The sequence below is a fragment of the Streptomyces doebereineriae genome (genome assembly GCF_031845645.1).
GTDB classification, from domain to species: domain Bacteria; phylum Actinomycetota; class Actinomycetes; order Streptomycetales; family Streptomycetaceae; genus Streptomyces; species Streptomyces canus.
The window spans coordinates 786,004-811,831 of the sequence record NZ_JAVREZ010000001.1; the positions used below are offsets into that span (position 1 = coordinate 786,004).

Genomic DNA, 25,828 nt, shown 5'->3' on the forward strand with positions numbered 1-25,828 from the left:
AGCCGAAGCAATTGGGCAAGGGGGTCGCGTGTTGCGCACAGGTAAAAAAGAACTCCCGCGGGTCAGGGAAGCTGCTGCAGCACGTCCCACCGCAGCCCGTCGGCCGCCGCGAGGAAAACCCGCTGCTCGAGGTGGCGGTCACGGATCTGGACCGTGCCGCGGGGGCTCTCGTACTCCAGCCCCTCGGCGGTCGCCTGGATGCGCCGCACATCCGTGTCGCCCGCCCGGCGCAGCAGTTCGGTGAGCATGCGCACGCCCTCGTAGCACGACTCGCCGAGGCTGTTGAGCACCGGTGCGCCGGGGCCGAACCGGCGGAAGTAAGCGGCGGCGAAGTCCAGCCCGGACGCGGTCGGCAGGTCCTCGAAGTAGCCGGCCGAGGTCATCAGACCCCGGGTGTTCTCCGGCCCGGTGGCCAACAGGACGTTCTCCTCGATCAGAGAACTGAACCGGATGAGGTCGCGGTCCAGCCCGGCCGCGGTGAAGGCACGGTTGAAGAGGACGGCGTCCTGTCCGATCAGCAGCATCAGTACGGCCTCGCAGCCGCTTGCCGCGACTCGCGCGAGGACGGGCCCGAAGTCCTGGGTGCCCAGCGGCACGTACATCTCGTCACAGACCTCGCCGCCCAGTTCGCGCAGATAGCGGTGGGCGGCGCGGGCCGACGAGCGGGGCCAGACGTAGTCGTCGCCGACGATCGTCCAGCGGCGGATGTCCAGTTCGCTCGCGAACCACCGTAGTGCGGGCCGTAGTTGACGGTTCGGGGTCTCACCGGTCAGGAAGACGCCCGGGGAGCGCTCGCCGCCCTCGTACAGTGCCGTGTAGACGTACGGCACCCGGCCGTCGATGCGCGGGGCGACGACCTCGCGGACGGCGGAGATGTGCCAGCCGGCCACCGCGTCGACGACGCCTCCGGAGATCAGGGCGTCGACCTCCGTGGCCACCTGCTCGGGCGGCGCGCCGCCGTCGACGAGGACCAGGCGCACCTCCCTGCCCAGTACGCCCGATGCGGCGTTGACCTCCTCGGCCGCGAGCTGGGCGCAGCACTCGCAGGAGGGGCCGAAGATGCCGGCCGGGCCCTGGAGCGGTATCACCAGGGCGACATCCAGTGCGTCACGGGCCCGGTTCGCCGGGGCGCCGAGCCGGACAGACGCCTTCTCGATCATAGGCGCTCACCCTAGCCATTGCTTGCTACGGGAATATTTCACAGCGATAAGGAAAGGACTGTATCGTGGAATCACTCCACCCGTAGATCACGACGACTCTGGCAGGGCGATGACCACGACCACCCCGGCGGCCGTAGCCGATCTCGACCTCGCGCGAGCGCTCACCCTCGTCGAGCGCAGCGTCGTCCTACGGCTCGGTGAGGCGCTGAAGGCCGAGGGCGGCACGCTCGAGGAGTGGCGGGTGCTGTCGTTCCTGGGCGACGGCGAAGGTCGTGCCATGACCGAGATCGCCGAGTTCGCGCTGCTGTCCGCACCCACCCTGACCAAGGTCGTCGACCGCATGGTCTCCCTGAACCTCGTCCTGCGCCGGGTCGACGACCAGGACCGGCGGCGCGTGCTGGTCTTCGCGTCCGAGCGGGGCAACGAGGCGCTGACCCGCTGGACGGCGGCGGTGGAACAGGAGCAGGAGGGCATCGTGTCCGCTCTCGGTGCGGAGGAGACGGCGCTGCTGAGGGCATTGCTCCAGCGGGCATCCCGACGCCTCGGCTGAGCGGTCGCCCCGAGCCGCGTGGGGGCGGTGTCTTCCGGCCGGCCGTTCGACGCGGGACGTGCCGGCCGTACGTCCCGCGGTGATCAGCCGCTTGGTCACCTGCCGCAGTTGGGTGGCCGTGACGGCTGCGCCGTCGTCGGTGGGCCCGAGGCGGACCGAGTCCAGCACCGCGGTCCACGAAGTGCGGTTTGGCGTCAGCGCGGCGACGAAGGACGACGGCCGGCCGGCCCGGGATGATCTGCGCAGCCGCTTTGAAACGTCGCATGCGAATCCTGCGCACTCGCCCCCAAAGCGTGTCGGGGCAGAGGCGGCGCGCGGCCGATACCGAGCCGAGTAGCGGAGATCCCGTCAGACGCCGTTCTCACGGACAGGGGTGACGATCTCGTCGACGAGCCAGCGGGCGGCATTGCCCGGATAGGGGCGGGGCAGCGCGAGCACGACGTGCCGGATGCCGGCAGCGGCGAGTGCGCGGACGTGGGCGCGGGTGGCGGCCGGGTCGGCGTAGTCGACGATGATCTGCGCGGAGCGGGTGATCTCGGCAGGGTCGCGGCCGATCGCCGCGCAGTGCGCCTCCAGGACGCGGGCGCGCTCCGCGATCCAGTCGGCGCCGTTGTGGGGCGGGCCGGGGACGTTCCAGATGTCGGCGTGTTCGGCGATGATGCGCAGCGTGCGGTCTCCCCAGCCGCCGAGCAGCAGCGGCGGGCCGCCGGCCCGGACGGGGCCGGGACCGTTGCGGGTGCCGCGCAGAGTGGTGAAGAGGCCGTCGTGATCGAAGACCTCCTCGGTCCACATGCGACGCAGAATGTTGATCGTCTCGGTGAGGCGGGCCAGGCCCTCACCGGGACTCGGGAGCGGGAGGCCGTAGGCGGCGTACTCGGCGACGGCCGGGTTGGGACCGTCCGGCTGTCGCGTGCCGCCGACGCCCAGGCCCATGACCAGGCGCCCTTTGGAGATCACGTCCACGGTGGTGGCGATCTTCCCGAGGTGCGCGGGGGCGCGGAGTCTGTTGCTGGTGACGAGCAGGCCGAGGCGGAGCCGAGTGGTGCGAGCGGCCAGCGCGGCCAGCAGTGTCCAGCCCTCCAATACGGCGCCGCCGGGCGGTCCGGCCAGGGGCATCAGGTGGTCCCACAGCCAGGCGTCGTCGAGTTCGGGCAGTTCGTCGGCCTCCTCCCAGACGCGGACGATCTCGTCGTAGGCCAGGTGCATGGGCGTCGTCTTGACGCCGAAGCGGAGCGTGCGGTGGGGCACATCAATTGGCATAACCGTCAGCCTAGAAGATCGTCAGTTATGCTGACGATCAGGAGAGGGTTAAAATTTCGGAATGGCGGAGAGCGACGACGGGGCCGCGGTCGAGGAGTTGCTCGGCACGCGGCTGGGCTACCTGCTCAAGCACACGCAGCTACGGCTGGCCGAGCACGCGGGGCCCGCACTGGCCCCGTTCGGGCTGGACGCGCGGGAGTTGGCGGTGCTCGCGGTGCTGGCGGCCGGCCGCCAGCTGTCGCAACTGGAAGCAGCGCGGCGGCTGGGAGTGGACCGAACGACGATGGTCGCACTCGTCGACGCGCTGGAGGGCAAGGGATTGGTGGAGCGGCGCCGCAGTGAGGAGGACCGCCGCCGCAACGTTGTTGAGTTGACGGAGAGGGGCAGGCGGGTGCGGGCCGATGCGGAGGACGCCCGCGAGGCGGCGGAACGCGAGTTCCTCGCCCCGCTCGGCGCGAAGGACGCGGCACGTCTGATGCAGGCGCTGCGGGTGCTGACCAGAACTCCGAACAGACCCTGAAGGCCCGCATTCGACCGGAACGCCCCGGCGGAGATCACGGAGCTGTACGAGAGCCAAGGCGAGTCCGTCCGGTTCTTCGAGCCGAGCGGCCTGCCGGGGCCGGGCCGGTTGGGTTTGGGTGCACGGGTCGGACAGGGCAGGTTCGGGAGGAGGGTGCGGGCCGCGACGACCCCCACCCTGCCAGCGCCGGACGGAAGTTGAAGAACAACCAGCTTCCTGACCTGCCCGGCGGACTGCGGCCCCAGGCGCTCGGGACGCCAGCGAGTGGTGAGGACCTTCCCGGCCTGACGCACCTGCGTACTGCGTGACCCCACGGCCCGGAGTTTCCATTCGCCGCAATGCGCCGACCGGGGACTGAGGGCCGGCCCGAGAACCCGGGGCAGTGCCCATGACGATGATCTCTACGCCGTAGATTGGGCACATGGTGGAGGGGACGCCGGGCGCGTCGAGAACACGGTTGCCGGGGAAACAGAAGCGAGGGCGGCACGCCGCCACGAAGTCTGGCGCGGCAAAGGGCGGGCTGATGCGCTCGTCCATGCTGATGGCGGCAGGGACGGTGGTGTCCCGGGCAACGGGCCTGCTGAGAACAGTCCTCCAGGCCGGGGCACTCGGGACGGGACTGCTGGCCACGACGTACAACCAGGCCAACGTGGTGCCGGCGAGCCTGTATTTCCTGCTCATCGGCGGTGCGCTGAACTCGGTACTGGTACCGCAGTTGGTGAGGGCCAGGGTGGAGCAGCCGGATGGCGGACGGGCCTTCGAGCAGCGTCTGGTCACCCTCACGATGTCCGTGCTGGGAGTCGGCACGCTGCTGGCCGTTTGGGCGGCGCCGCAGATCATCAGCCTCTATCAGAGCGACTCACCGGCCAACCATGAAGCGTTTCAGCTGACGGTGGTCTTCGCGCGGTTCCTGCTCCCGCAGATCTTCTTCTACGGGCTGTTCAGCATCCTGGGCCAAGTGCTCAACGCGCGGGACAAGTTCGGCGCGATGATGTGGACCCCTGTCCTCAACAACGTCGTCCTCATCTCCATGTTCGGCGTATACCTCGGCATGATGACCGTCCCGGACTCCGTCCAGGACATCACGCAGACCCAGGTCACGCTGCTCGGCGCGGGCACCACAATCGCCCTGGCGATCCAGGCTCTTGCCCTGATCCCCTTCGCCAGGGCGGCCGGCTTCCGCTTCCGCCCACGTTTCGACTGGCGCGGCACAGGCCTGGGCAAGAGCATCAGCGCAGCCCGTTGGACCCTGCTGTTCGTCCTGACCAACCTCGTAGCCAGCACGGTGGTGACCCGCTACGCCTCCGCCGCGGACACGGAGCTGCCCAACGGCGGCGTGGGCTTTTCCGCCTACACCTACGCGCAGACCATCTGGTCGCTGCCGCAGTCGGTGATCACTGTCTCGCTGGTCACCGCCCTGCTGCCGCGGATGAGCCGGGCCGTCGCCGAACACCGCCTGGACGACATGCGCGGTGACCTCTCCCGGGCCCTGCGGATCAGCGGCGTCGTCATCGTCCCCGCCGCCTTCTTCTTCGTGGCCCTCGGCCCGCAAATGGCGCAGGTGATCTTCGCTCACGGAGCAGCCGACGCGGCGTCCATCGTGCCGCTGGGCCAGATGCTCCAGGCTTTCGGACTCGGCCTGATCCCCTTCTCGGCGCAGTACATGCTGCTGCGCGGCTTCTACGCCTTCGAGGACACCCGGACCCCGTTCTGGATGGCCGTGTGGATCAGTACCGCAAACATAGCCCTGGCCACCGCCTGCCATCTGCTGATGCCCCCCCGATGGGCCGTCACCGGCCTGGCCGGCGCCTACGCCGCCTCGTACGCCATCGGCCTGCTCATCACCGCCATGCTGTTGCGACGACGACTCGAAGGTCGGCTGGACGGCAAGAGACTGTGCCGCACCTACGGCAAGCTGACGGCTTCTGCCCTCGCGGCTGGAGCACTGGGCTGGTTCGTGGCCCGCTCATCCTCCATCGCCGTCACGTCAACCACCTGGGCACCCGCTCTGGGACTCGCCGCGGGAGGCCTCACGATGCTCCTCGTGTTCGTGCTGCTCGCACGCATCATGAAGATCAGCGAGCTGCGGAGCCTGCCGGGCCTGGGGTGAACGCCCGGTCGCGACTGCGTGGCAGCGGCCGGTCATCGGCGGCTGTCACCGGGCGCGAGCAGGCTGGTGACCTCGGCGACGGCCTCCGGCGACGGCTTGAAGTACGGCGCCCGCTACGGAGACGCCCGTGTCCTGGCCGTCACCGACTCCGGGCACGACGTGGTGCTGCTCCTTGGTCCGTTGTACCACCTGCCCGAACGGCCCGACCGTCTGCGGGTGTTGGCCGAGGCGTGCCGGGTGGTCCGGCCGGGCGGGGCGGTGGTCGCGGCCACGATCAACCGGTTCGCCGGTTTGCACGACGTGCTGCGCGAGGAGCGCTGCTTCACCCCGCCGCACCGCGAACGCACCGGCGCCGTCACGGTGGACGGCCGCCACCGCCGCGCCGAGGCCGGGCTCACCGTCGGGCGCCAGTACGGCGTCGAGGGCGTCGCCTGGCTCATGGGTGTGCCGAGGATTGGCTGGACGACCCGGAACGCCGCGAGGCCGTCCTCCCGGCGCCCGGCGCCCCGAGTCCGAGCCGACGCTGCTCGGAGCCGGCGGGCATCTGCTCACGGCGGGTCGGTGGCCGAGTCGGCCGTCCACGATCCGTCGAGGGTGGCCGCCGGCCCGTCAGGGGCGGCTGGTCAGGTAGCCGCCCATGGAGGTGAAGTACTCCGTGGCGGGCATCTCCAGGCCGTCCTCGGTGCGCACGCGCGTGATGGCCAGGCCCGGGTTGCGGCCCGTGCGGGCATCGGCTCCGGCGACGATCACCACGCCGTCGCCCTCGCGGTAGAAGATCCGGCCGGGCGTGCCGCCGTAGCGCCCCTGGGACACCACGGCGGCGAGGACCTCGAGCCGCTTGCCCTTGTGGAAGGTGAAGGCGCTGGGGTACGGCTCGGACTGGGCACGGACGAGGCGTTCCAGGTCCGCCGCCGGCCAGGTCCAGTCGATGCGGATGTCCTCGGTTGAGCGCTTGTGGAAGAAGCTGGCCTGGGACCGGTCCTGCTTGGTGAACTCGGTCTGCCCGGCGGCGATGAGGTCGAGTGCGCCGATGGTGACGGGGGCGATGAGGTCGACGGTCTTGTGGAAGAGGTCGGTGGCCGTGTCCGTCGGTCCGACCGGCACCGCCTCCTGCCGGACGATGTCGCCGGCGTCGAGTTCATCGTTCATCATGTGCGCGGTGACGCCCACTTCGGGCTCGCCGTTGATCAAGGCCCAGATCAGCGGTGAGAAGCCGGCGTACTTCGGCAGCAGCGAGTCGTGGACGTTCAGCGTGCCGTGGCGCGGAAGGTCGAAGATGCGCGGGGGGATCCACGTCCGCCAGTTGTTGGCCACGATGATGTCCGGGTCGGCGTCCTTGAGGCGCTCGAACAGTTCGTCGTCGTCGGGGCGGTTGCGGATCAGCACCGGGACGCCGTGCTCCTCGGCGAGGTCGGCGACGGAGTCGCTCCAGATCTTCTCGTACGCGTGCTCGCTCTTGGGATGCGTCACGACCAGGACCACGTCGTGTTCGGAGTCCAGGAGGGCTTGCAGGGTGCGGTGCCCCCACGTCTGGTAACCGAGCATGGCGACCCGCATGGGGGTTCCTCCTCAGAGCAGGGATTGACCGGAAGCAGTAAAGCAAGGCTTACCTTAGTGTGCAATGCCCTTACGTGGCGGCCCAGTTGACGGGGTGAATCGGCGGTCGGCTGTCCGTTTCGCCCTATCGACACCCTCACGGGTTTAGCTTAGGCTCACCTAAGTTCCTGGCAAGTCGCTCCGTCGGCGTGCCACTTTTCGTGCTTTCCCCACGCCCGGCAGACGACTGCCCCGCACGATGGGAGTGACATGTCGCAGGTTCTTCCTGGTGACGTACCACCGATCCACGACCTCATTGGCATCGGCTTCGGACCGTCCAATGTGGCCATGGCGATCGCGCTCAGCGAGCACAACGCACGTGTCGGCGGGCAGGAGGCGATCAGCGCTCACTTCTTCGAGCAGCAGCCGCGCTTCGGCTGGCACCGAGGCATGCTGATCGACGACGCGACCATGCAGGTGTCCTTCCTCAAGGACCTGGTGACACTGCGAAACCCGTCCAGCGAGTTCAGCTTCCTCTGCTACCTGCAGAGCAAGGGACGGCTGATCGACTTCATCAACCACAAGAACCTCTTCCCGCTGCGGGTTGAGTTCCACGACTACTTCGAGTGGGCCGCCGCCAAGGTCGACGACATGGTCTCCTACGGCCACGAGGTCGTCGGCGTCGCGCCCGTCGTCCGTGACGGAGCCGTGGAGTACCTGGACGTGACGGTCCGGTCGGGGGAGGGGCTTGCGGTGCACCGGGCCCGCAACCTCGTCATCGGTACCGGTCTGCGTCCCCTCATGCCGGAGGGTGTGGAGCGCGGTGACCGCGTCTGGCACAACTCCGAACTGCTGGCCAAGGCCGACGGGTTGGAGGGCACCTCGCCCTCCCGGTTCGTCGTCGTGGGTGCCGGGCAGAGCGCCGCCGAGAACGTCGCCTACCTGCACCGCCGCTTCCCCGAGGCCGAGGTCTGCGCGGTCTTCTCCCGCTACGGCTACAGCCCCGCCGACGACAGCAGCTTCGCCAACCGGATCTTCGACCCCGAGGCGGTCGACGAGTACTTCGCCGCGCCCGAGGACGTCAAACGCCGACTGATGGACTACCACGGCAACACCAACTACTCCGTGGTGGACATCGACCTGATCGACGACCTGTACGGGCAGATGTACCGGGAGAAGGTCCTCGGCACCGAGCGGCTGCGCTTCCTCAACGTGTCCCGGCTCACCGACGTCAAGGAAACACCCGACAGGGTCCGTGCCACCGTGACGTCCCTGGTCACCGGCGAGGAGACCGACCTGGACGCGGACGTCGTGGTCTTCGCCACCGGCTACAGCCCCGCCGACCCCATCGGCCTGCTCGGCGAGGTCGCGGACCGCTGCCTGCGCGACGACGAGGGCCGCGTCCGCGTCGAGCGCGACTACCGCATCGCGACCGAATCCGACCTGCGCTGCGGCATCTACCTGCAGGGCGGCACGGAGCACACGCACGGGATCACCTCGCCCCTGCTGTCCAACACCGCGATCAGGGTCGGCGAGATCCTGGACTCGGTCCTCGGTCAGGGTCTCAAGTCCGCATCCGGCCAGGCCCGTCCGGTCGCCGACGGAATCGGCAGCACCGCCCGCTAGCCCGCCACCGGTCCCGCCCCCCACAGCCCCGCCCTGCCCGGTGGTACCGCACCCAACAGGCGCGGCACTGAGCAACCCCCGTGAAAGCAAAGGGATAACGTACCTCGCCATGGGCACGACTGCAGTGGAGCGCCCCGCGCCCAGGGGCACAACAGAGGCCCGTCGGCGGCGGGTTGTGGGTTTGGGCACGCTTGTGGTGATCCTCGTGGTCACGGGGGCGGTGTCGTTGGCGGTGGGGGCGCGCGCGCTGAGTCCCGCAGAGGTGTGGCACGGGTTGTTCGCGGCGCCGGACTCCGACCGGCGGCTCACTGAGATCAGGCTCATCGTGGAGACCGTGCGGGTGCCCCGGACGGTGCTCGCGATCGTGGCGGGCGTCGCCCTGGGGATCGCCGGGGCGTTGATCCAGGGCTACACGCGGAACCCGATCGCCGACACGGGCCTGCTCGGGGTGAACACCGGCGCCTCGTTCGCCGTGGTGTCGGTGATCGCGGTGTTCGGATTCTCCAACCCGTTCCAGTACGTCTGGTTCGCCTTCCTGGGCGCGGCCCTCGCCGGTGTCGTCGTGTTCGGGCTGGCGAGCATCGGGCGCGGGGCCGGCAACCCGTTGACGCTCGCCCTGGCCGGGCAGGGGATCACGGTGTTCCTCATGGCGATGACCACGGCGGTCGCGCTGTCCAACCAGGCGTCGCTGAACGCGCTGCGGTTCTGGAACGCGGGTTCCGTCGCCGGTGTCGGCTTCGACGTCATCTGGCCGGTGACCGGGTTCATCGTGGTCGGCCTGGTGCTGGCACTGACCACTCTGCCCACCATCAACCTGCTCAACCTGGGCGAGGACGTGGCGCGGGGGTTGGGCGCGAACATCGCGCTGAGCCGGACCGTCGGCATCGTGGCCATCACGCTGCTGGCGGGCGCGGCGACGGCGGCGTGCGGCCCCATCGCGTTCCTCGGGCTCATGGTGGCCCACGTGGCCCGCTATCTGACCGGGCCGGACTATCGCTGGCTGGTGCCGTACGCGGGTCTGCTCGGAGCCATCATCCTGCTGGTCTGCGACATCGTGGGGCGCCTGGTGGTGCGGCCGGGCGAGCTGGACGCCGGTGTCGTCGTGGCTCTCCTCGGCGCCCCGTTCTTCGCGGTTCTGGTGTGGCGCGGAAAGTTCAAGAACGCATGAGCGGGAGAGAGTTGAAGCCGGACGGAACAGACCTGAAGCCCTCGGTGGCGCCGGGCGTGCGGCTCGGCCAGGTGTCGTTCGTATGGCGACCGTGGCTCGTGCTCGTCACGCTGCTGCTGGCGGCGGCGACCTTCCTGGTGTTCTGCGTGTCCATCGGCGTCGGGGACTTCCCCATCGGTCTGTCCCGGGTGATCGCCACGATCTTCGGCGGGGGCGAGCGGGTCGACGAGTTCGTGATCATGGACCTGAGGATGCCGCGGACCCTGGCCGGGCTCGTCGTCGGCATCGCCCTGGGGGTTTCCGGGGCGATCACGCAGTCCATCGCGCGCAATCCGCTGGCCAGCCCGGACATTCTGGGGATCACCGGGGGCGCGAGCGCGGTCTCGGTGTTCCTCGTGACCGTGTCGGGCGGAGCCTCCGCGGCGATCGTCAACTCCGTGGGCCTGTCCGCGGCGGCGCTCGCCGGCGGACTCGGCACGGGCCTGCTCGTGTACTTCCTGGCGTGGCGACGCGGCATCGACGGCTTCCGGCTCATCCTCATCGGCATCTCCGTGAGCGCCGTGATGGAGGCCATCACGACCTGGCTGCTGGTCACGGCGGACATCAGGGACGTGGCCCGGGCCCAGGCGTGGCTGGTCGGCTCGCTGGACAACCGGTCGTGGGACGAGGTGTGGGTGGCGCTGTGGTGCTCGCTCGTCCTCCTGATCGTCGTGTCGTGTGCCGCGTTCCAGTTCAAGCCGATGCACTTCGGCGACGAGGTCGCTGCGGGCCTGGGCGTCCGGTACGCGATGGTGCGGGCGGTCCTGCTGTTGTGCGCCGTCCTGCTGGCCGCGGTGGCGGTGAGCGCGGCGGGCCCGGTCCCGTTCGTCGCGCTGGTGGCGCCGCAGGTGGCGATGCGTCTGGCGCGGTGCCCGACGCCGCCGATGGTGGCCTCCGGCCTGGTGGGAGCGTTGTTGCTGATCGGCGCGGACCTGGTCGCGCGCGCGGCGCTGCCGATCAGTCTCCCGGTCGGCGTGGTCACCGCCGCGATCGGCGGCCCCTTCCTCGTCTATCTGCTGGTGCGGGCGAACCTCCGATAGCTGGTACAAAAGTTAGGCAGACCTAATGCAGGGGGATCCCATGGCCGCTCAGTACATCACCGAGATCGAGTCCGGGGTCCGTGACGCCTCGCGGCTGGCAGCCAGAGACGTCACGGTCGGGTACGGCGGCCGGATGGTCATCGACGGTCTCGACGTGGCGATCCCGCCCGGGGTGATCACCACGATCATCGGTCCCAACGGCTGCGGAAAGTCCACCCTGTTGCGGACCCTGTCACGGCTGCTCAAGCCGACCAGGGGGACGGTCGTGCTGGACGGCGACGACATCGTCAGGCTCAGGACCAGGGACGTGGCGAAGAAGCTCGGCCTGCTGCCGCAGGCACCGGTCGCGCCGGAGGGGCTGACGGTGTCCGACCTGGTCGCCAGGGGCCGTCATCCGCACCAGAGTTGGCTGCGGCAGTGGTCGTCCGACGACGCCGCCGTCGTGGAGCGGGCGCTGGCCATGACCGGGGTGTCCGACCTGGCCGACCGTCCGGTCGACTCGCTGTCCGGCGGACAACGTCAGCGCGTCTGGATCTCGATGACGCTGGCTCAGGGAACCGACCTGCTGCTCCTCGACGAGCCGACCACCTACCTGGACCTGGCCCACGCGATCGACGTGCTCGACCTGGTGGACGACCTGCACGAGTCCGGGTGCACCGTGGTCATGGTTCTGCACGACCTCAATCTGGCCACGCGCTACAGCGACAACCTCGTGGTGATGAGGGAGGGGGCGATCCTGGCGCAGGGGCACCCGCGTGACGTGATCACCGCCGAGTTGCTGCACGAGGCGTTCGGACTGCGCGCCAAGGTGATCGACGATCCGGTGGGCGACCGGCCGCTCGTCGTGCCGATCGGCCGTACACACGTCCAACTGGGCTGATTCCTCGTGAAGTTACGCGAGTTAGGCTAGGCTTACCTCACCTGCGCACGGTAAGGTTTGCCTGCCCTTAGACGGGGGCGCAGTGGACAGCGCGAAAGCAAGGGATTTCGAATGCTCCTCCATCGAACGACGCTCAAGAGATCCCGGCGGCTGGCGGCCATCTTGTCCGCCGCAGCCCTTGGCGTCGGTCTCCTCGCGGGATGCGGTTCCGACTCGTCCGACTCGAACAAGGCGGGCGACAGCACCACAACCGCCGCCGGCGCATTCCCGGTCACCGTGGAGCACGCGTTCGGAACCACCGAGGTGACCAAGGCTCCCGAGCGGGTCGTCTCCGTCGGCTACACGGACGACCAGACCATCCTGGCGTTCGGCATCAAGCCGGTCGGCATGGTCGACCAGTACCCGAACCCGGCGGGCAAGTCCCCCGACATCAACACCCAGTGGCCCTGGGTGAAGGACAAGTGGGGCGACACCAAGCCCGAGGTCATCATGGCCAACGGTGACTCCGGCCCCAACTACGAGAAGATCGCCGCCCTTCGGCCCGACCTGATCATCGCGGTCTACTCCGAGATCGACCAGGCCGCCTACGACAAGCTCTCCCGGATCGCCCCGACGGTGGGCCGCACCAAGGCCGAGAAGGAGCCGTTCAGCGCGCCCTGGCAGGACAACGCGCTGCACATCGCCAAGGCGCTCGGCAAGGCCGAGGAGGGCGAGAAGATGGTGGCGGACATCCAGGGTCAGCTCGACGCGGCCAAGAAGGCGCACCCCAAGTTCGCGGACCAGAAGGCCGTCGCGCTGTCCTGGTACGAGAACTCCGTGGCGCCGTTCACCTCCACCGACGTGCGTGGACGGCTGGTGACGGGCATCGGCTTCACGTACCAGACCGAGATCGACAAGGTCGCGGACGGCAGCTTCTACACCAAGCTCTCGCCCGAGCGCATCGACCTGATCGACGTCGACCACATCTTCGTCATCAACGACAAGGCGGACACGGAAGCGCTGAAGAAGTTCAAGCTGTTCACCAACCTGGACGCCGTGAAGAAGGGCAACGTGTCGTACCTGCTGGACAGTGAGGGCCCGGCGGTCGGCGCGGCCATCTCCCAGGGAACCCTGCTGTCCATGCCGTACGCGATCGACGAGCTCGTCAAGTCGGCCGGGTAGGTGAGCGCCACCGACACGCGCCTCGCCCCGCCGACCCTGCGCACGGCGACCGGACGCGAGGCCGGCCGATGGGTCGCGGCGCACTGCCGCGAAGTGCCATGGCTGACGGTCGCCACCGTGCTCACCACGGTGGCCGGGGCCGCGCTCCAGGTGCTCCCGGTGCTTCTGCTCGGCCGGGTGGTCGACGGGGTCGTCGAGGGCGAGTCCCGCTCGGTCCTGGTCACGGTCGGGGCGTGGATGGTGGCGGCCGCGCTGCTCGGCGCGGCGGCCACCGCTGTGTCGACCTACCTGATCGGGCGGCTGGGCGCGGATCTGCTGGCGCGGCTGCGGGAAGGCGCCGTCCGGGCGGTGCTCGGGATGCCGAGCGCCCGGATCGAGCAGGTCGGCCGGGGAGACGTGCTGTCCAGGGTCGGTGACGACGTGGCCGTGATCTCCAAGGGCATCCGCACGGCCGTCCCCACGGTGTTCTCGGCGGGGGTGCTGGTCGCCATCGCCACGGCAGGCATGTTCGGCCTCGACTGGCGGCTCGGCCTGGCGGGCGCCGGCGCGCTGCCCGCGTACGCGCTGGCCCTGCGCTGGTATCTCCCCCGATCCGCCCCGCTCTACCGGAAGCAACGGGTGGCCCAGGCCGACCGTGCGCAGGCGTTGATGAGCGGTCTGAACGGGATCGACACGGTCCGGGCGTACCGGCTCGAAGGCGCCTTCCGCGAGAAGGTCACCGGGGAGTCGTGGCGGGTGCGCGAACTCGGCATCGAGGTGTTCCGGTTCTTCGGCCGGTTCGTCGGCAGGGAGAACCGCGCCGAGTTCATCGGACTGGTCCTGATCATCGTCGTGGGGTATGCGCTGCTGGAGGCCGATGCCGCCAGCCTGGGCGAGGTCTCGGCGGCCCCGCTGATGTTCCACCGGCTGTTCACCCCGCTGGGCTCCATCATGTTCACCTTCGACGAGGCGCAGAAGTCGGGCGCGAGCCTGACCCGGTTGGTCGGCGTACTGGGGGAGGCCGCGGAGGACCGGCTGGTGGGCGACGCGGCCGTCGCCGCGGCGGACACCGCGCCGTACCCGGTGACCGTACGAGGGCTTACGTTCAGCTATCCCGGCAGCGAGGAGCCGGTCCTGCGGGAGGTCGACCTGACGATTCCGGCCGGCGGTTCGCTCGCGCTGGTAGGGGCGACGGGCGCGGGCAAGACGACCCTGGCCGCGCTGATCGCGGGCATCGGAACACCGCAGGCCGGATCGGTGCGCGTCGGGTCGACCGACCTCGCCGGTCTGGACGAGGCCGGCGCGCGGGCCCTGGTCAGCATCCTGACGCAGGAGACGCACGTGTTCTCCGGTTCGCTCGCCGACGATCTGCGGCTGGCCGCGCCGGAAGCGACCGACGCCGAGCTGATGGAGGCGTTGCGCACGGTGGGCGCCGACGGCTGGGTCGACGCGCTGCCCGACAAACTGAACACCCTGGTCGGTGAAGGGGGCGAGCGCCTGGACGTCACCAAGGTCGCCCAGATCGCCCTGGCCCGGCTGGTGCTGGGCCGCTCGCCGGTGGTCGTACTCGACGAGTCGACCGCGGAGGCGGGCAGCGAGGGCGCCGCCGCACTGGAGCGGGCCGTGCTGGCCGCGTGCGCGGGCCGGACCACGTTGTTCGTGGCACACCGGCTGACCCAGGCGATGGCCGCGGACCGGATCGCCGTGCTGGACGCGGGACGTGTCGTGGAGCAAGGAACGCACGAGGAGTTGGTGGCGCTGGGCGGCCGCTACGCGCGGCTGTGGCGGGCCTGGCGAGAAGGTAGTTAGTCACCCCGAGTGGATCCCTGAGCAGGTTAGGCCGACTTTCATGCCTTGGAAGGGGCGCTGAGTCTTCGATGGTGGAACCGAGCGCTGGTCTCGTACTGCTTTCTCCCACGCGCCTGGCCGACGTGCGCCGGCGAACCGGCGACTTCTCCGACAGGACCGTCGCCGAAGCGTGCGCCATCGGGCTGTCGTACTGGGCGACCGGCCGGAGCCCCGACGGCATCGACCTCACCCCCGGCACTCTGTTCGCCGACGTCCTCGGGTGGGTCGACAACGGCGGGGACGGGCCCGGAGGTTGGGAGACCGGAGTGGACGGCGTGGGCGGCTGGAGCATCGCCGTCCCGGAAGACGTCGTACCGGCCGAAGCGCAGCTCGCGCTGGACGACCTGGCCGACTTCCCGGACCGGCCCCTCGGCACCATCGGCCCCTCCGGACCGTCGGCCAGGCTCGAGGCCCTGACAGAGTGGAACGACACCCGGGCCGACCGGGTCCGCCCGACCATCGTGGAGATGTTCCGCGAGCAGGCGCGGACCAGGCCGGACGCCGTCGCCGTCGTCGACGAGCACCGATCGCTGACCTACCGTCAAGCTGCCGAACTTTCGGGCCAGTTGGCCCACCACCTGATCGCACGCGGGCTCACCGACGAACAGGTCGTGGGCATCTCCCTGGGCCGCTCCGCCGACATGGTGATCGGGCTGCTGGGTGTGCTCCAGGCGGGGTGTGCGTTCGTGCCGCTCGATCCGCAGTGGCCCGCCGCGCGCCGGGCCGTCGTCATCGAGGACGCCCGCGTTGTGGTGCAGCTCAACGACTCCGGCGAGCACGACCCGGACGAACCCGAAGCCGTGGCCGTCGACCTGGGCGACTGGCGGTACGGATCCCAGCCCGCCGAAGGGACCGGGATCACCGTCCCCGGCAACGCCCTGGCCTACGTGATCTTCACGTCCGGTTCGACCGGGCGGCCCAAGGGTGCGATGATCCGGCACGAAGCGATCAGTGAGCGCCTGCTGTGGCAGGTCGACGAGATCCTGGGCTTCGGCCACGACGACGCGTCGCTGTTCAAGGCGCCCTTGTCCTTCGACATCTCCATCAACGAGATCTTCCTGCCGCTGGTGTCCGGCGGCAGGCTGGTGGTCCTGCGGCCCGGCGGCGAACGCGACCCGCACCACCTGCTGAGCGTGATCGCCGAACACCGCGTCACCTTCACCTACCTGGTGTCGTCCATGCTGGACGTGCTGCTGGAGATCGCGGGCGACTCCGGACAGTTGGACAGCCTGCGACACGTGTGGTGCGGCGGCGAGGTGCTGACCCCGGAGCTGTACGAGCGGTTCCGCACCCGGCTCGACATCCCGATGTACCACGGCTACGGCCCGGCCGAGACGACGATCGGCGTCTCGCACGTCATCTACCGGGGCGCGGCGGAACGCCTGTCGACGTCGATCGGCAAGGCCAATCCCAACACCCAGTTGTACGTGCTGGACGACGAGTTGCGCCCGGTCCCGGTCGGGGTCGGCGGCGAGCTGTACGTGGGCGGCTTCCTCCTGGGGCGCGGGTACGTGGGTGCGCCCGGCCTGACGGCGTCCCGGTTCGTGGCGAACCCCTTCGCCGACGACGGCTCCCGGCTGTACCGGACCGGTGACCTCGCACGGTTCGCCCCGGACGGGTCCCTGGACTTCCTCGGCCGGGCCGACAACCAGATCAAGATCCGCGGTATGCGGCTGGAGATCGAGGACGTCGAGGTCGGTCTCGCGGAACACCCCGGGGTACGGCACACCTGTGTCGTCGCGAAGAAGAACGCGGCCGGCGGCACCTACCTGGTGGGCTACGTGATCCCGGCCACCGGGAGCGAGGACCTACGGGCGGACGAGGTCAAGGCGTGGGCCGCCGCGCACATGGTCGAGTACATGGTGCCCGCCCACATCGTCGTGATGAAGGAGTTCCCGCTCACCGCGAACGGCAAGCTCGACCGCAACGCGCTGCCGGAGCCCGCGGTCGGGGCGGGCTCCCTCATACCGCCCAGCACCGAGAACGAGCGCGCGGTGTGCGCGGCGGTCGCGTCCGTACTGCGGCTGGACGAGGTCGGAGCCGACCAGGACTTCTTCCAGCTCGGCGGAGACAGCATCCTGGCGATCTCGCTGCTGAGCGCGCTGCGCGAGGCGGGTCTGTACGTCACGGCACGGCAGATCTTCGCCCACAGTACGGCGGGGGCGCTGGCGGCGGTGGCGAGCCGAGAGGACGTCTCCATCGTGGACCACCGCGACGTCCCGACCGGCTCCGTCGTGGGATCGCCCATCGTGCAGTGGCTCGGCGAGACCACGGACGCGATCGACGGCTTCGTACAGTCGGTGGTGCTGAACACCCCGGCCGACCTGACCGCCGACGCCCTCGACGAGATCCTCGCCGCTGTGGTGGGACGGCACGACATGCTGCGCGCCAAGTTGGTGCGCGGGAACCGCTGGAGCTTCGACATCCCGGAGGCGGACCAGGCCGCAGCCGTATGGAGTGAGAGCGAGCGGCCGCTCGACGAGTGCGTCGCGCTCGCCACCGAGGGGCTGGACCCGGCGAGCGGTGTGATGCTGTGTGCCGTCTGGCGCCGCGAGCCACGTCAACTGGTCCTGGTCGCCCATCATGTGGTGATCGACGGCGTGTCCTGGCGGGTCCTGATGGAGGACCTGGTCACGGCGTGGCGGCAGTTCGCCTCGGGCGCGCCCATCGAACTGCCCCCGGTGGGCACCTCGTTCCGGCGCTGGACGCAGCTGCTGGAGCGTGCGGCCTTCGACGCGGACAGCTCTTACTACTGGCGTCCCCTGCCGGGACCGGACGGGCCGGTCGGCCGGCGCGCGCTGTCCGAAGCCGACACCGTCGCGCGGGAACAGGTGCGGACCATCTCGGTCGGACCCGGCGTCACGGCCGCGCTACTGGGTGAGATTCCCGCGAGGTTCCACGCGGGCGTCAACGACGTGCTGCTGACCGCCCTCGCCGTGACTCTCGCCCGGTGGCGCCGCGACCTCGGCCAGGACCAGACGTTCGCGCACATCGAACTCGAAGGCCACGGCCGCGAAGGACAGTTCGTGGCGGGCACCGCCGGCTTCGAGCCGGAGCTGTCGCGGACCGTCGGCTGGTTCACCACCCTGTTCCCGGTGACCGTGGACCCCGGCGCGGCGGCCGACCTCACCGCACCCGAGTACCTGGCCGCCGCGCTCAAGGCGGTCAAGGAGGACCTCGCCCGGGTGCCGGACAACGGAGTCTCCTACGGCGCCCTGCGATACCTGACCCACACCGAGTTCGACCCGCCCGCACCGCAGGTGCTGTTCAACTACCTGGGCCGCTTCGACGCGGGCGCTCCCGGCGACTGGCAACTCGCGTCCACGACAGGTCAGTTGGGCGAGAAGCGCGACCCGAGGATGCGCCTGCCGCGCGCCCTGGAGTTCAACGCGATCGCCGAACCCGCCCCGAACGGCGGCGAGTACGAGCTGGTCACCAGCATCTCCTGGCCCGAGGGGATGTTCATGGACGAGGACATCACGACCCTCGGCGCATACTTCCGGGAGGCTCTGTCCGGGCTGGCCGCGCTCGACGAGGGCGGCCACTCGCCCAGCGACTTCGGCCTGGTGCGGCTGACGCAGGACGATGTCGACGCCCTGGACGGCCCGGCGCTGCGGGACATCCTGCCGTTGACCCCGCTGCAGGAGGGCCTGTACTTCCACTCGGTCTTCGACGACGACTCGGCGGGCGCCTACGTCGAGCAGCAACTGCTCACCCTGGACGGCGAGGTGGACGCCGACCGGCTCGCGGCGGCGGCCACCCGGCTGCTCACCCTGTACCCGAACCTGGCCGCGCGGTTCGCGGCCCTCGCCGACGGCCGTGTGGTCTCCGTGCTGGAGAGCGGCGTGGAGGCGCCCTTCACCACGCTGGACCGCCCCGGCATCACCGACGCCGAGATCCGAGACCTGGCCGAGCGGGACCGCCGCGCCGGGTTCGACCTGGCCGCCGGCCCGCTGATGCGGTACACGCTCATCCGTGCGGGCTCCGGCAGGAACGTCCTGGTGCAGACCGTGCACCACATCATCGCCGACGGCTGGTCGGTGCCGCCGATGCTGCGCGCGCTGCTGGCCGAGTATCACGCCCCGGGCACCCGGTACCCGCTCGGCGGCTTCCCCGACTACGTGCACTGGCTCGCTGGGCGCGACGAGGACGAGAGCGACCGCGTATGGCGCGAGCAGCTCGCCGAACTGCACGGGCCGTCGTTGATCGCCGAGGAACACACCCCGTCCGACCGGTTCGCCGACACCGCCCTGGAGCCGGAGGCCGACATCGACGCGGCCGTCCGGTCGGCCGGGGTGCCGCTGAGCGTGGCCGTGCACAGCGCCTGGGCGGTGACATTGGGAGGCCTCCTGCACGACACGGACGTGGTGTTCGGCTCCACGGTGTCCGGGCGCGACGCCGAGGTGCCCGGCATCGAGGACGTGGTGGGCCTGTTCATCAACACGATTCCCGTACGCGCCCGTTGGACCGGCACGACCACTTCCCGCGACCTGCTCGTCTCCGTGCGGGAACACCAGAGCGCGGTGCTGCCCCACCAGCACGTCTCGCTGGCGAGGATCGGCCGCCAGACCGGCGCCGGCTCATTGTTCGACACCCTGGTGGTGTTCGACGTGGCGACCGATGTGGACGCCCTGCGCGGGCCCGACGACACGCTGGTCGTCACCGACATCGTGAACGAGGGCGCCCCGCACTACCCGTTGACGCTGGTGGTGGAGCGCACGCCCGACGGCCGTCCGCGCTTCAACCTGATCTACGACGGTGAGCTGCTGCGGGAGGCGAGTGCCCGGGCGATCCTGCGGACGTTCACCTCGGCCCTCACCGGACTGCTCACCAGGCCGGACACCCTGGTCGAGGACCTGGCGCCCGAGAGTACCCGTAGTCCCGCGCACATCACTCCGACGACCCTGGGCGGGCTGTTCGACGCCGCCGCGCGCCGCGCCCCTGGGGCCACCGCCGTCACCCAGTGCGGTCTCGACGGCGGTACCAGGTCACTGACCTACGGCGAACTGGCGGAGGTCAAGGACGAGTTGTCCGCGGCCCTGCGCGCGGCCGGTGTCGGTCCGGGCAAGCGAGTCGCCGTCGCCGTCCCGCGCTCCCTCGAGCAGGTAGTCGCCCTGATCGCGATCGTCACCGCGGGCGGTGCCTACGTACCGCTGGACCTGGCGTACCCGGACGAGAGGCTGGAGTACATCCTCGCCGACGCCGCTCCGCAGGTTGTCCTCGTGGAACGTGAGCAGCGGGACCGCTTCACCGAACTGCTGGCCCGGGCAGGTGTGTCGGCCCGCGTGCTCGTGCAGGGGGACGAGCTGCCGCCGGCCACCACCGATGCTCCCGAGCCCGGGGCCAGTTGGCACGACCCCGCGTACGTCATCTACACGTCCGGGTCGACCGGGCGACCCAAGGGTGTCGTCGTCCCGCACTCCAGCGTGGTGACGTTGCTCGCGAACACTCAGTCCGACATAGACTTCGGCCCGCACGACGTGTGGGTCCAGTTCCACTCCTTCTCCTTCGACTTCGCGGTCTGGGAGTTGTGGGGCGCCTTGGCGCACGGCGGTGAGCTGCTGGTGCCGGAGTACGGGCTGACCCGCTCCCCGGTCGACTTCCACCGGCTGGTCCGTGAGCGCTCGGTGACCGTGCTCAACCAGACACCGTCGGCGTTCTACCAGTTCATCGAGGCCGACCGGCAAGCTGACGAGCCGGTCACCGCCCTGCGCCGGATCATCTTCGGAGGCGAGGCGCTGGATCTCGGGCGGCTGTGCGGCTGGGTCGAGCGGCACGGCACCGGTTCGCCGGAGCTGGTGAACATGTACGGCATCACCGAGACCACCGTCCACGTCACGCACCGGGTGCTGACCGACGAGGACTTCGACCGCGGGGACGACGTCAGCCCGATCGGCGGTCCGATTCCCGGCCTGGTCACCTACCTGCTCGACGACCGGCTCCGGCCGGTGCCGCCGGGCCGGGTGGGCGCCATCTACGTCGCCGGCGACCAGGTGTCGCTCGGCTATCTGGGCAGGCCGGGGCTCACCGCGGGCCGGTTCGTGGCGAACCCGTTCGCCGGCGACGGCTCCCGCATGTACCACACGGGCGACCTCGCCCGCCGTACGCTCGACGGCGAGCTGGAGTTCGTGGGCCGCGCCGACGACCAGGTCCAACTCAAGGGATTCAGGATCGAGTTGGGCGAGGTCGAGTCCGCGATCAGGGAACTCGACGGCGTGGTCGACGTGGCCGTCACCGTGGCGGACAGCGACGACCACCTGGTTGCGCACGTGGTGGGCCGGGTGCCGGGGGACTTCGTCGAGTCGCTGTCCACGAAGTTGCCCGTGCACATGGTGCCGGGCCGGGTCTTGCCGGTCGACGTGCTGCCGTTGACGGTCAACGGCAAGCTGGACCGCAAGGCTTTGGCCGAGCAGGCCGAGTGGGCTGCCCGGGACGAACCCCCGGTTGCCGCGAGTGATTCCGCGCTCGCCTCACTGGTCGGCATCTTCGCCGACACCCTCCCCGGCTCCGACGTGGACGCCGACACCGACTTCTTCCGGGCCGGCGGCGACAGCATCGTCGCCATCACCGTGATCAACCGGGCCAGGGCGCTCGGCCTCCAGATCGCGCCCCGGGACGTGTTCCTGTTCAGGACGCCGCGCGCGCTCGCGGATCACCTGGCGACGAGCACACCGCAGGCCGCGCTCTCGGCGCCGGTCCGCCGCGAGGACGGCCCCCTGCCGCCGACGCCGATCATCCTGCGCCAGCGCGAACTGGGCGGATCGCTCGCCCGGTTCGCGCAGGCCAGGGCGCTGACGGCCCCCGACGGCACGGGGTTCGCCGACGCCGAGCGCGCCGCGAACGCCGTAGTGGCAGCGCACCCGGCGCTCCGGTTGCGGCTGCGCGTCGAGCACGGGGTGTGGGCACTGCGCACCGAGCCCGCCCGCGAGGTCGCCGTGGTACGGCCGGACGCGACCGACGCGACGACCGCGGCGAACGAGGCCGCCACACGGCTCGATCCCGAGTCCGGGGACGTCATCGCGTTCTCGTGGCTGGAGGCGAGCCGCACCCTGGTGGTCACCGTGCACCACCTCGCCGTCGACTCGGTGTCCTGGCTGGTCCTGCTGGACGACCTGGCCACCGCCCTGCGAGGGGATCCCCTGGCACCGCCGACCACGTCCTACGCCGAGTACGCCGAAGCACTGACGCTCCGGGCCGCCCAGGTGACCGACGACCTCGGGCACTGGCTCACCACGCTCCAGGCACCCGCGATGTTGCCCGCGGTCGAGGGGCTGCGCGAGAACACAGTCGTGCTCGCGCCCGACGTGAGCGACCGCGTGACACGCACCGCCCCCGCCGCGTTCGGCGTCGGTCTCACCGAGTTGCTGTGCGGCGCGCTGCGCACCGCGCTGACACACATCCAGCCGTCGCCCACCGATCTGGCGGTCGAACTGGAGCGCCACGGCCGGGTCCCGGTCCTCGAAGACCACGACTACACCCGCACGGTCGGCTGGTTCACCTCCATCGCGCCCGTGCGGCTCACACCGCACACCGACCCCGTCGCTGCGGCGCGCGAGGTCGCCGAACGCCAGCCGGACGAGCGCGCGCACGTCGCCTACGGCCAACTCCGGTACCTCAACCCGCAGACGGCCTCCCTGCTCGACGCCCGCCCGCAGGTGCTGTTCAACTACCTCGGCCGGGGCGGCGAGTCGCAGGCCCTGCACATCACGGGCGGCGAGCAGAGCAGCCCGTACGCCGTCGAGGTCAACGCCTGGACCGACGCGGCCACCGGAAGCCTGCACGCGGCCTTCACCCTCGCCGAGGGCATCCCCGACGAGATCACCGAGCACTGGCTGAGCGCACTGCACCACATCGCGGACGCCTCCGCGACGGCCGAGCGCACGGCACCGGTCACCCCGCTCCAGCGGGGCCTGTACTTCCAGGCCCAGATGGCCGGCACGGCCGGACACTACGTCGCGCAGAGCTGGTTCACCTTCGACCGGCGCCTGGACACCGACGCGCTGGCCGAGGCGATGGCGTACGTGATCGCGCGGCACCCGGTCGTGGGGGCGGGCTTCACCACCGACGACGACGGAGACCCCGTCCAGGTCCTCAGCGCGGAACGGCAAGTCACCGTACATACAGTCGAGTTGGTGACGGAGGCGGAAGTAGAAGCCCTGCGCGCCAGGGACCGCGACACCGGCTTCGACCCGGGCGAGCCACCGCTGATCCGCCTGACCGTGGTACGTCTGCCCGACGACCGCGACGGCCTGCTGCTGAGCTACCACCTGCTGCTGTGGGACGGCTGGTCCCGCGAGATCGTGCTGCGGGACCTGTTCGACGCCTATCGGGCCGTCGTCGCGGGCGAGCCCCTGGACGCGGCCCCGGCCACGCCGAGCTTCGAGGACTACGCCCGGGCGCTCGACGCCAAGGACCCCGCCGTATCGGAACGCTTCTGGGCGGAGCACCTGGCCGGCCTCCCCGGCCCGACACTGCTCGCCGGAACGGCGCCCTCCCTCTCCGACGACCTGCCGCGCGCGCTCGTGCACACCCTCTCCGTCGAACAGTCGGAACTGCTGCGGGAAGCGGCCAGGGTGCACGGCGTCACGCTGAACTCGGTGCTGACCGGCGCGTTCGGCCTCCTGCTCGGCGCGCACACCGGACGTGGTGACGCCGTGTTCGGCGTGACCGTCTCCGGCCGGGAGGGCGAGGGCCTGGGCGATGTCGTCGGCGTGCTGCTCAACACCGTGCCCATGTGGACGCGGGCGCGGCCGGGCGACACGGTCCGTGCGTACCTGACGGCCGTACAGGCGGCCCGGGTGGAGGCGATGGAGCACGAGCACCTGGGGCTCGGCGAGATCCAGCGGGCCAGTGGGCACGACACCCTGTTCGACAACCTGTTCGTGCTCCAGAACTTCCTGGACGTGGACGCCTTCGCCGAGATGAACGCCAGGCATGGCATCACCTCGGTGAAGGCCGATGACTCCACCCACTATCCGTTCACGTGGGTCGTCACGCCGGGCGAGCGGCTCACGGTCAAGCTGGAGCATCGCGACGACGACACCGAGAACGCTCGTCGTCTCCTCGACGACTACCTGCGGGTGCTCGAAGACCTGGCTCGCTCGACCGGACCGGTCGGCGCGCTGCGGGGACCGGGGCCGCGGCCCTCGCCGGAAGCACGCACGGACGTCGGCACCGACACCGTCGTCGACCGGTTCGACCAGGCGGCGGACCGCGACCCGCGGCGAGTGGCACTCGTCGCCCACGGCTCGACCATGACCTTCGCGGAGCTCCGGGACCGCAGCCGTGCCGTGGCGGGTGTGCTCGCCGGGCGCGGCATCGGCCCCGAGACGACCGTGGGCCTGGCGATCCCACGCTCCCTCGACTCGATCGTGGCGCTGTTCGCCGTGCTGCGCGTCGGCGCCGCGTACGTACCGCTGGAGCTGGACCACCCGGACGAGCGGATCGCCGCGATCGTCGCGGACGCCCGCCCGGAGGTGGTCCTCACCGTGAGCGCCGTGTCGCCCCGGCTGACCGGCACTCCGGTGGACCTGATCGAGCTGGACCGTCCCCTGCCCGAGGCCGAGCCGTATCCGACGTTCGCGCCGGACGACCCGGACCGCCTGCGGCACCCCGCTTACACCATCTACACCTCCGGATCGACCGGGAAGCCCAAGGGTGTGGTGACCGAGTACGCCGGGCTCACCAACATGCTGATCAACCATCAGCGCCGGATCTTCGAGCCGGTACTGGCGCAGCACGGCAACCGGGTCTTCCGGATCGCGCACACCGTGTCCTTCGCGTTCGACATGTCGTGGGAGGAGTTGTTGTGGCTCGCCGACGGCCATGAGGTGCACATCTGCGACGAGGAACTGCGACGTGACGCACCCCGGTTGGTCGAGTACTGCCTCGAACACGGCATCGACGTCATCAACGTGACCCCGACCTACGCCCAACAGCTCGTCGCCGAGGGACTGCTGGACAATCCGGCGCGGCGCCCGGCTCTGGTGCTGCTGGGCGGCGAGGCCGTCACCCCGACGCTGTGGCAGCGGCTCGCCGAGACGGAGGGGACGGTCGGCTACAACCTGTACGGGCCCACCGAGTACACCATCAACACCCTTGGCGTCGGCACCTTCGAATGCCAGGACCCGGTGGTGGGGGTGGCGATCGACAACACGGACGTGTACGTGCTGGATCCGTGGCTACGTCCCCTGCCGGACGGCGTCCCCGGGGAGCTGTACGTGTCGGGCATCGGCATCGCGCGCGGCTACCTCGGACAGTCCGCCCAGACCGCGCACCGCTTCGTCGCATGCCCGTTCGGCGAACCCGGCGAGCGCATGTACCGCACCGGAGACCTGGTGATCCGGCGGCCCGACGGGAACCTGATGTACCTGGGCCGCACCGACCAGCAGGTCAAGATCCGCGGGCACCGGGTGGAACTCGGCGAGGTGGAGGCCTCGTTCGCGGCGCACCCGGCGGTGCGGTTCGTCGCCGCGGTCGCCCAGCCCGACCCGCAGGTCGACGGCGCGTACCGGCTGGCCGCCTACCTCGTGCTCGCCGGCTCCGATCTCGCGGCGGTCGCCGCCGAAGTCGGCGCCGGGCTGCCGGACTTCCTGCGCCCGACGCACTACGCCCAGGTCGACGGCATCCCGCTCACGGTGAACGGGAAGGCTGACACCAAGGCGCTGCCGGAGGCCAAGCCGCTGGGCGCGCTGACCACGGCGGCCGAGCGCGGCCCGGAGACCGAGACCGAGACGGTGGTGTGCGAGTTCTTCGCCGAGGCACTGGACCTGGACGACGACGAGGTGAGCGCGGTGAGCGACTTCGTGTCCCTCGGAGGGCACTCCATGCTGGCGGTGCGGCTGATCGGGCTGCTCCGCCGGGAGTACGGACCTGTGATCACGATCCGCGATCTGTTCACCCTGCGAACCCCGGAAGCGATCAGCCGCCACCTCGATGACAACTCCTGACA

At 70.3% G+C, this 25,828-nt stretch carries 13 protein-coding genes and 1 pseudogene; 11 read left to right on the forward strand and 3 right to left on the reverse strand.

The window, feature by feature from the left end; all coding sequences use genetic code 11:
• Nucleotides 1-62: 62 nt before the first annotated feature.
• Entirely contained in the window at nucleotides 63-1,160 is a 1,098-nt protein-coding gene (locus RNB18_RS03745; protein WP_059203778.1) for a substrate-binding domain-containing protein, read from the reverse strand.
• 109 nt (nucleotides 1,161-1,269) lie between these two features.
• Between RNB18_RS03745 and RNB18_RS03750 the strand changes: the two genes are divergently transcribed.
• On the forward strand, nucleotides 1,270-1,710 hold the full coding sequence (locus tag RNB18_RS03750) for a MarR family winged helix-turn-helix transcriptional regulator (RefSeq protein ID WP_311712685.1): 441 nt from the start codon (nucleotides 1,270-1,272) through the stop codon (nucleotides 1,708-1,710).
• A 348-nt stretch (nucleotides 1,711-2,058) separates the two neighbouring features.
• Here RNB18_RS03750 and RNB18_RS03755 read toward each other — a convergent pair whose 3' ends face one another.
• Nucleotides 2,059-2,970, reverse strand: a complete 912-nt coding sequence (locus tag RNB18_RS03755) for an LLM class flavin-dependent oxidoreductase (protein ID WP_311712686.1) — start codon at nucleotides 2,968-2,970, stop codon at nucleotides 2,059-2,061.
• A gap of 61 nt (nucleotides 2,971-3,031) precedes the next feature.
• Between RNB18_RS03755 and RNB18_RS03760 the strand changes: the two genes are divergently transcribed.
• From RNB18_RS03760 to RNB18_RS03770, 3 genes and pseudogenes are all read left to right on the forward strand, one after another.
• A complete protein-coding gene (locus RNB18_RS03760) occupies nucleotides 3,032-3,490 on the forward strand; it encodes a MarR family winged helix-turn-helix transcriptional regulator (RefSeq protein ID WP_311712687.1) in 459 nt (152 codons plus the stop codon).
• Nucleotides 3,491-3,911: 421 nt separating this feature from the next.
• Entirely contained in the window at nucleotides 3,912-5,600 is a 1,689-nt protein-coding gene (gene murJ, locus RNB18_RS03765) for a murein biosynthesis integral membrane protein MurJ (RefSeq protein WP_394817578.1), read from the forward strand.
• A gap of 108 nt (nucleotides 5,601-5,708) precedes the next feature.
• Nucleotides 5,709-6,231: pseudogene (locus tag RNB18_RS03770) on the forward strand (methyltransferase domain-containing protein); the annotation flags it as partial.
• Here the strand turns inward: RNB18_RS03770 and RNB18_RS03775 are convergent.
• Nucleotides 6,210-7,157, reverse strand: coding sequence for a methionyl-tRNA formyltransferase (locus RNB18_RS03775; RefSeq protein WP_311712689.1), 948 nt, complete (start codon nucleotides 7,155-7,157; stop codon nucleotides 6,210-6,212). The pseudogene RNB18_RS03770 and the gene RNB18_RS03775 sit on opposite strands and share 22 nt — an antisense overlap.
• Nucleotides 7,158-7,406: 249 nt before the next feature.
• On the opposite strand from RNB18_RS03775, the gene RNB18_RS03780 reads away from it, so the two are divergent.
• The 7 genes from RNB18_RS03780 (at nucleotide 7,407) to RNB18_RS03810 (ending at nucleotide 25,826) form a co-directional block, all read left to right on the forward strand.
• The gene (locus tag RNB18_RS03780; RefSeq protein ID WP_311712690.1) at nucleotides 7,407-8,762 is read left to right on the forward strand and encodes a lysine N(6)-hydroxylase/L-ornithine N(5)-oxygenase family protein; all 1,356 of its coding nucleotides are present in this window, start codon (nucleotides 7,407-7,409) and stop codon (nucleotides 8,760-8,762) included.
• Nucleotides 8,763-8,871: 109 nt separating this feature from the next.
• Nucleotides 8,872-9,930, forward strand: coding sequence for a FecCD family ABC transporter permease (locus tag RNB18_RS03785; protein ID WP_311712691.1), 1,059 nt, complete (start codon nucleotides 8,872-8,874; stop codon nucleotides 9,928-9,930).
• Nucleotides 9,927-11,009, forward strand: coding sequence for a FecCD family ABC transporter permease (locus tag RNB18_RS03790; protein WP_311712692.1), 1,083 nt, complete (start codon nucleotides 9,927-9,929; stop codon nucleotides 11,007-11,009). The genes RNB18_RS03785 and RNB18_RS03790 overlap by 4 nt, the downstream gene beginning before the upstream one ends.
• A gap of 40 nt (nucleotides 11,010-11,049) precedes the next feature.
• Entirely contained in the window at nucleotides 11,050-11,889 is an 840-nt protein-coding gene (locus RNB18_RS03795; RefSeq protein WP_311712693.1) for an ABC transporter ATP-binding protein, read from the forward strand.
• 111 nt (nucleotides 11,890-12,000) lie between these two features.
• A complete protein-coding gene (locus RNB18_RS03800) occupies nucleotides 12,001-13,050 on the forward strand; it encodes an iron-siderophore ABC transporter substrate-binding protein (RefSeq protein ID WP_311712694.1) in 1,050 nt (349 codons plus the stop codon).
• A complete protein-coding gene (locus tag RNB18_RS03805; protein WP_311712695.1) occupies nucleotides 13,051-14,838 on the forward strand; it encodes an ABC transporter ATP-binding protein in 1,788 nt (595 codons plus the stop codon).
• Between the two features lie 68 nt (nucleotides 14,839-14,906).
• Nucleotides 14,907-25,826 (forward strand): non-ribosomal peptide synthetase, encoded by a 10,920-nt coding sequence (locus tag RNB18_RS03810; RefSeq protein WP_311712696.1) that lies wholly within the window; start codon nucleotides 14,907-14,909, stop codon nucleotides 25,824-25,826.
• Nucleotides 25,827-25,828: the final 2 nt, after the last annotated feature.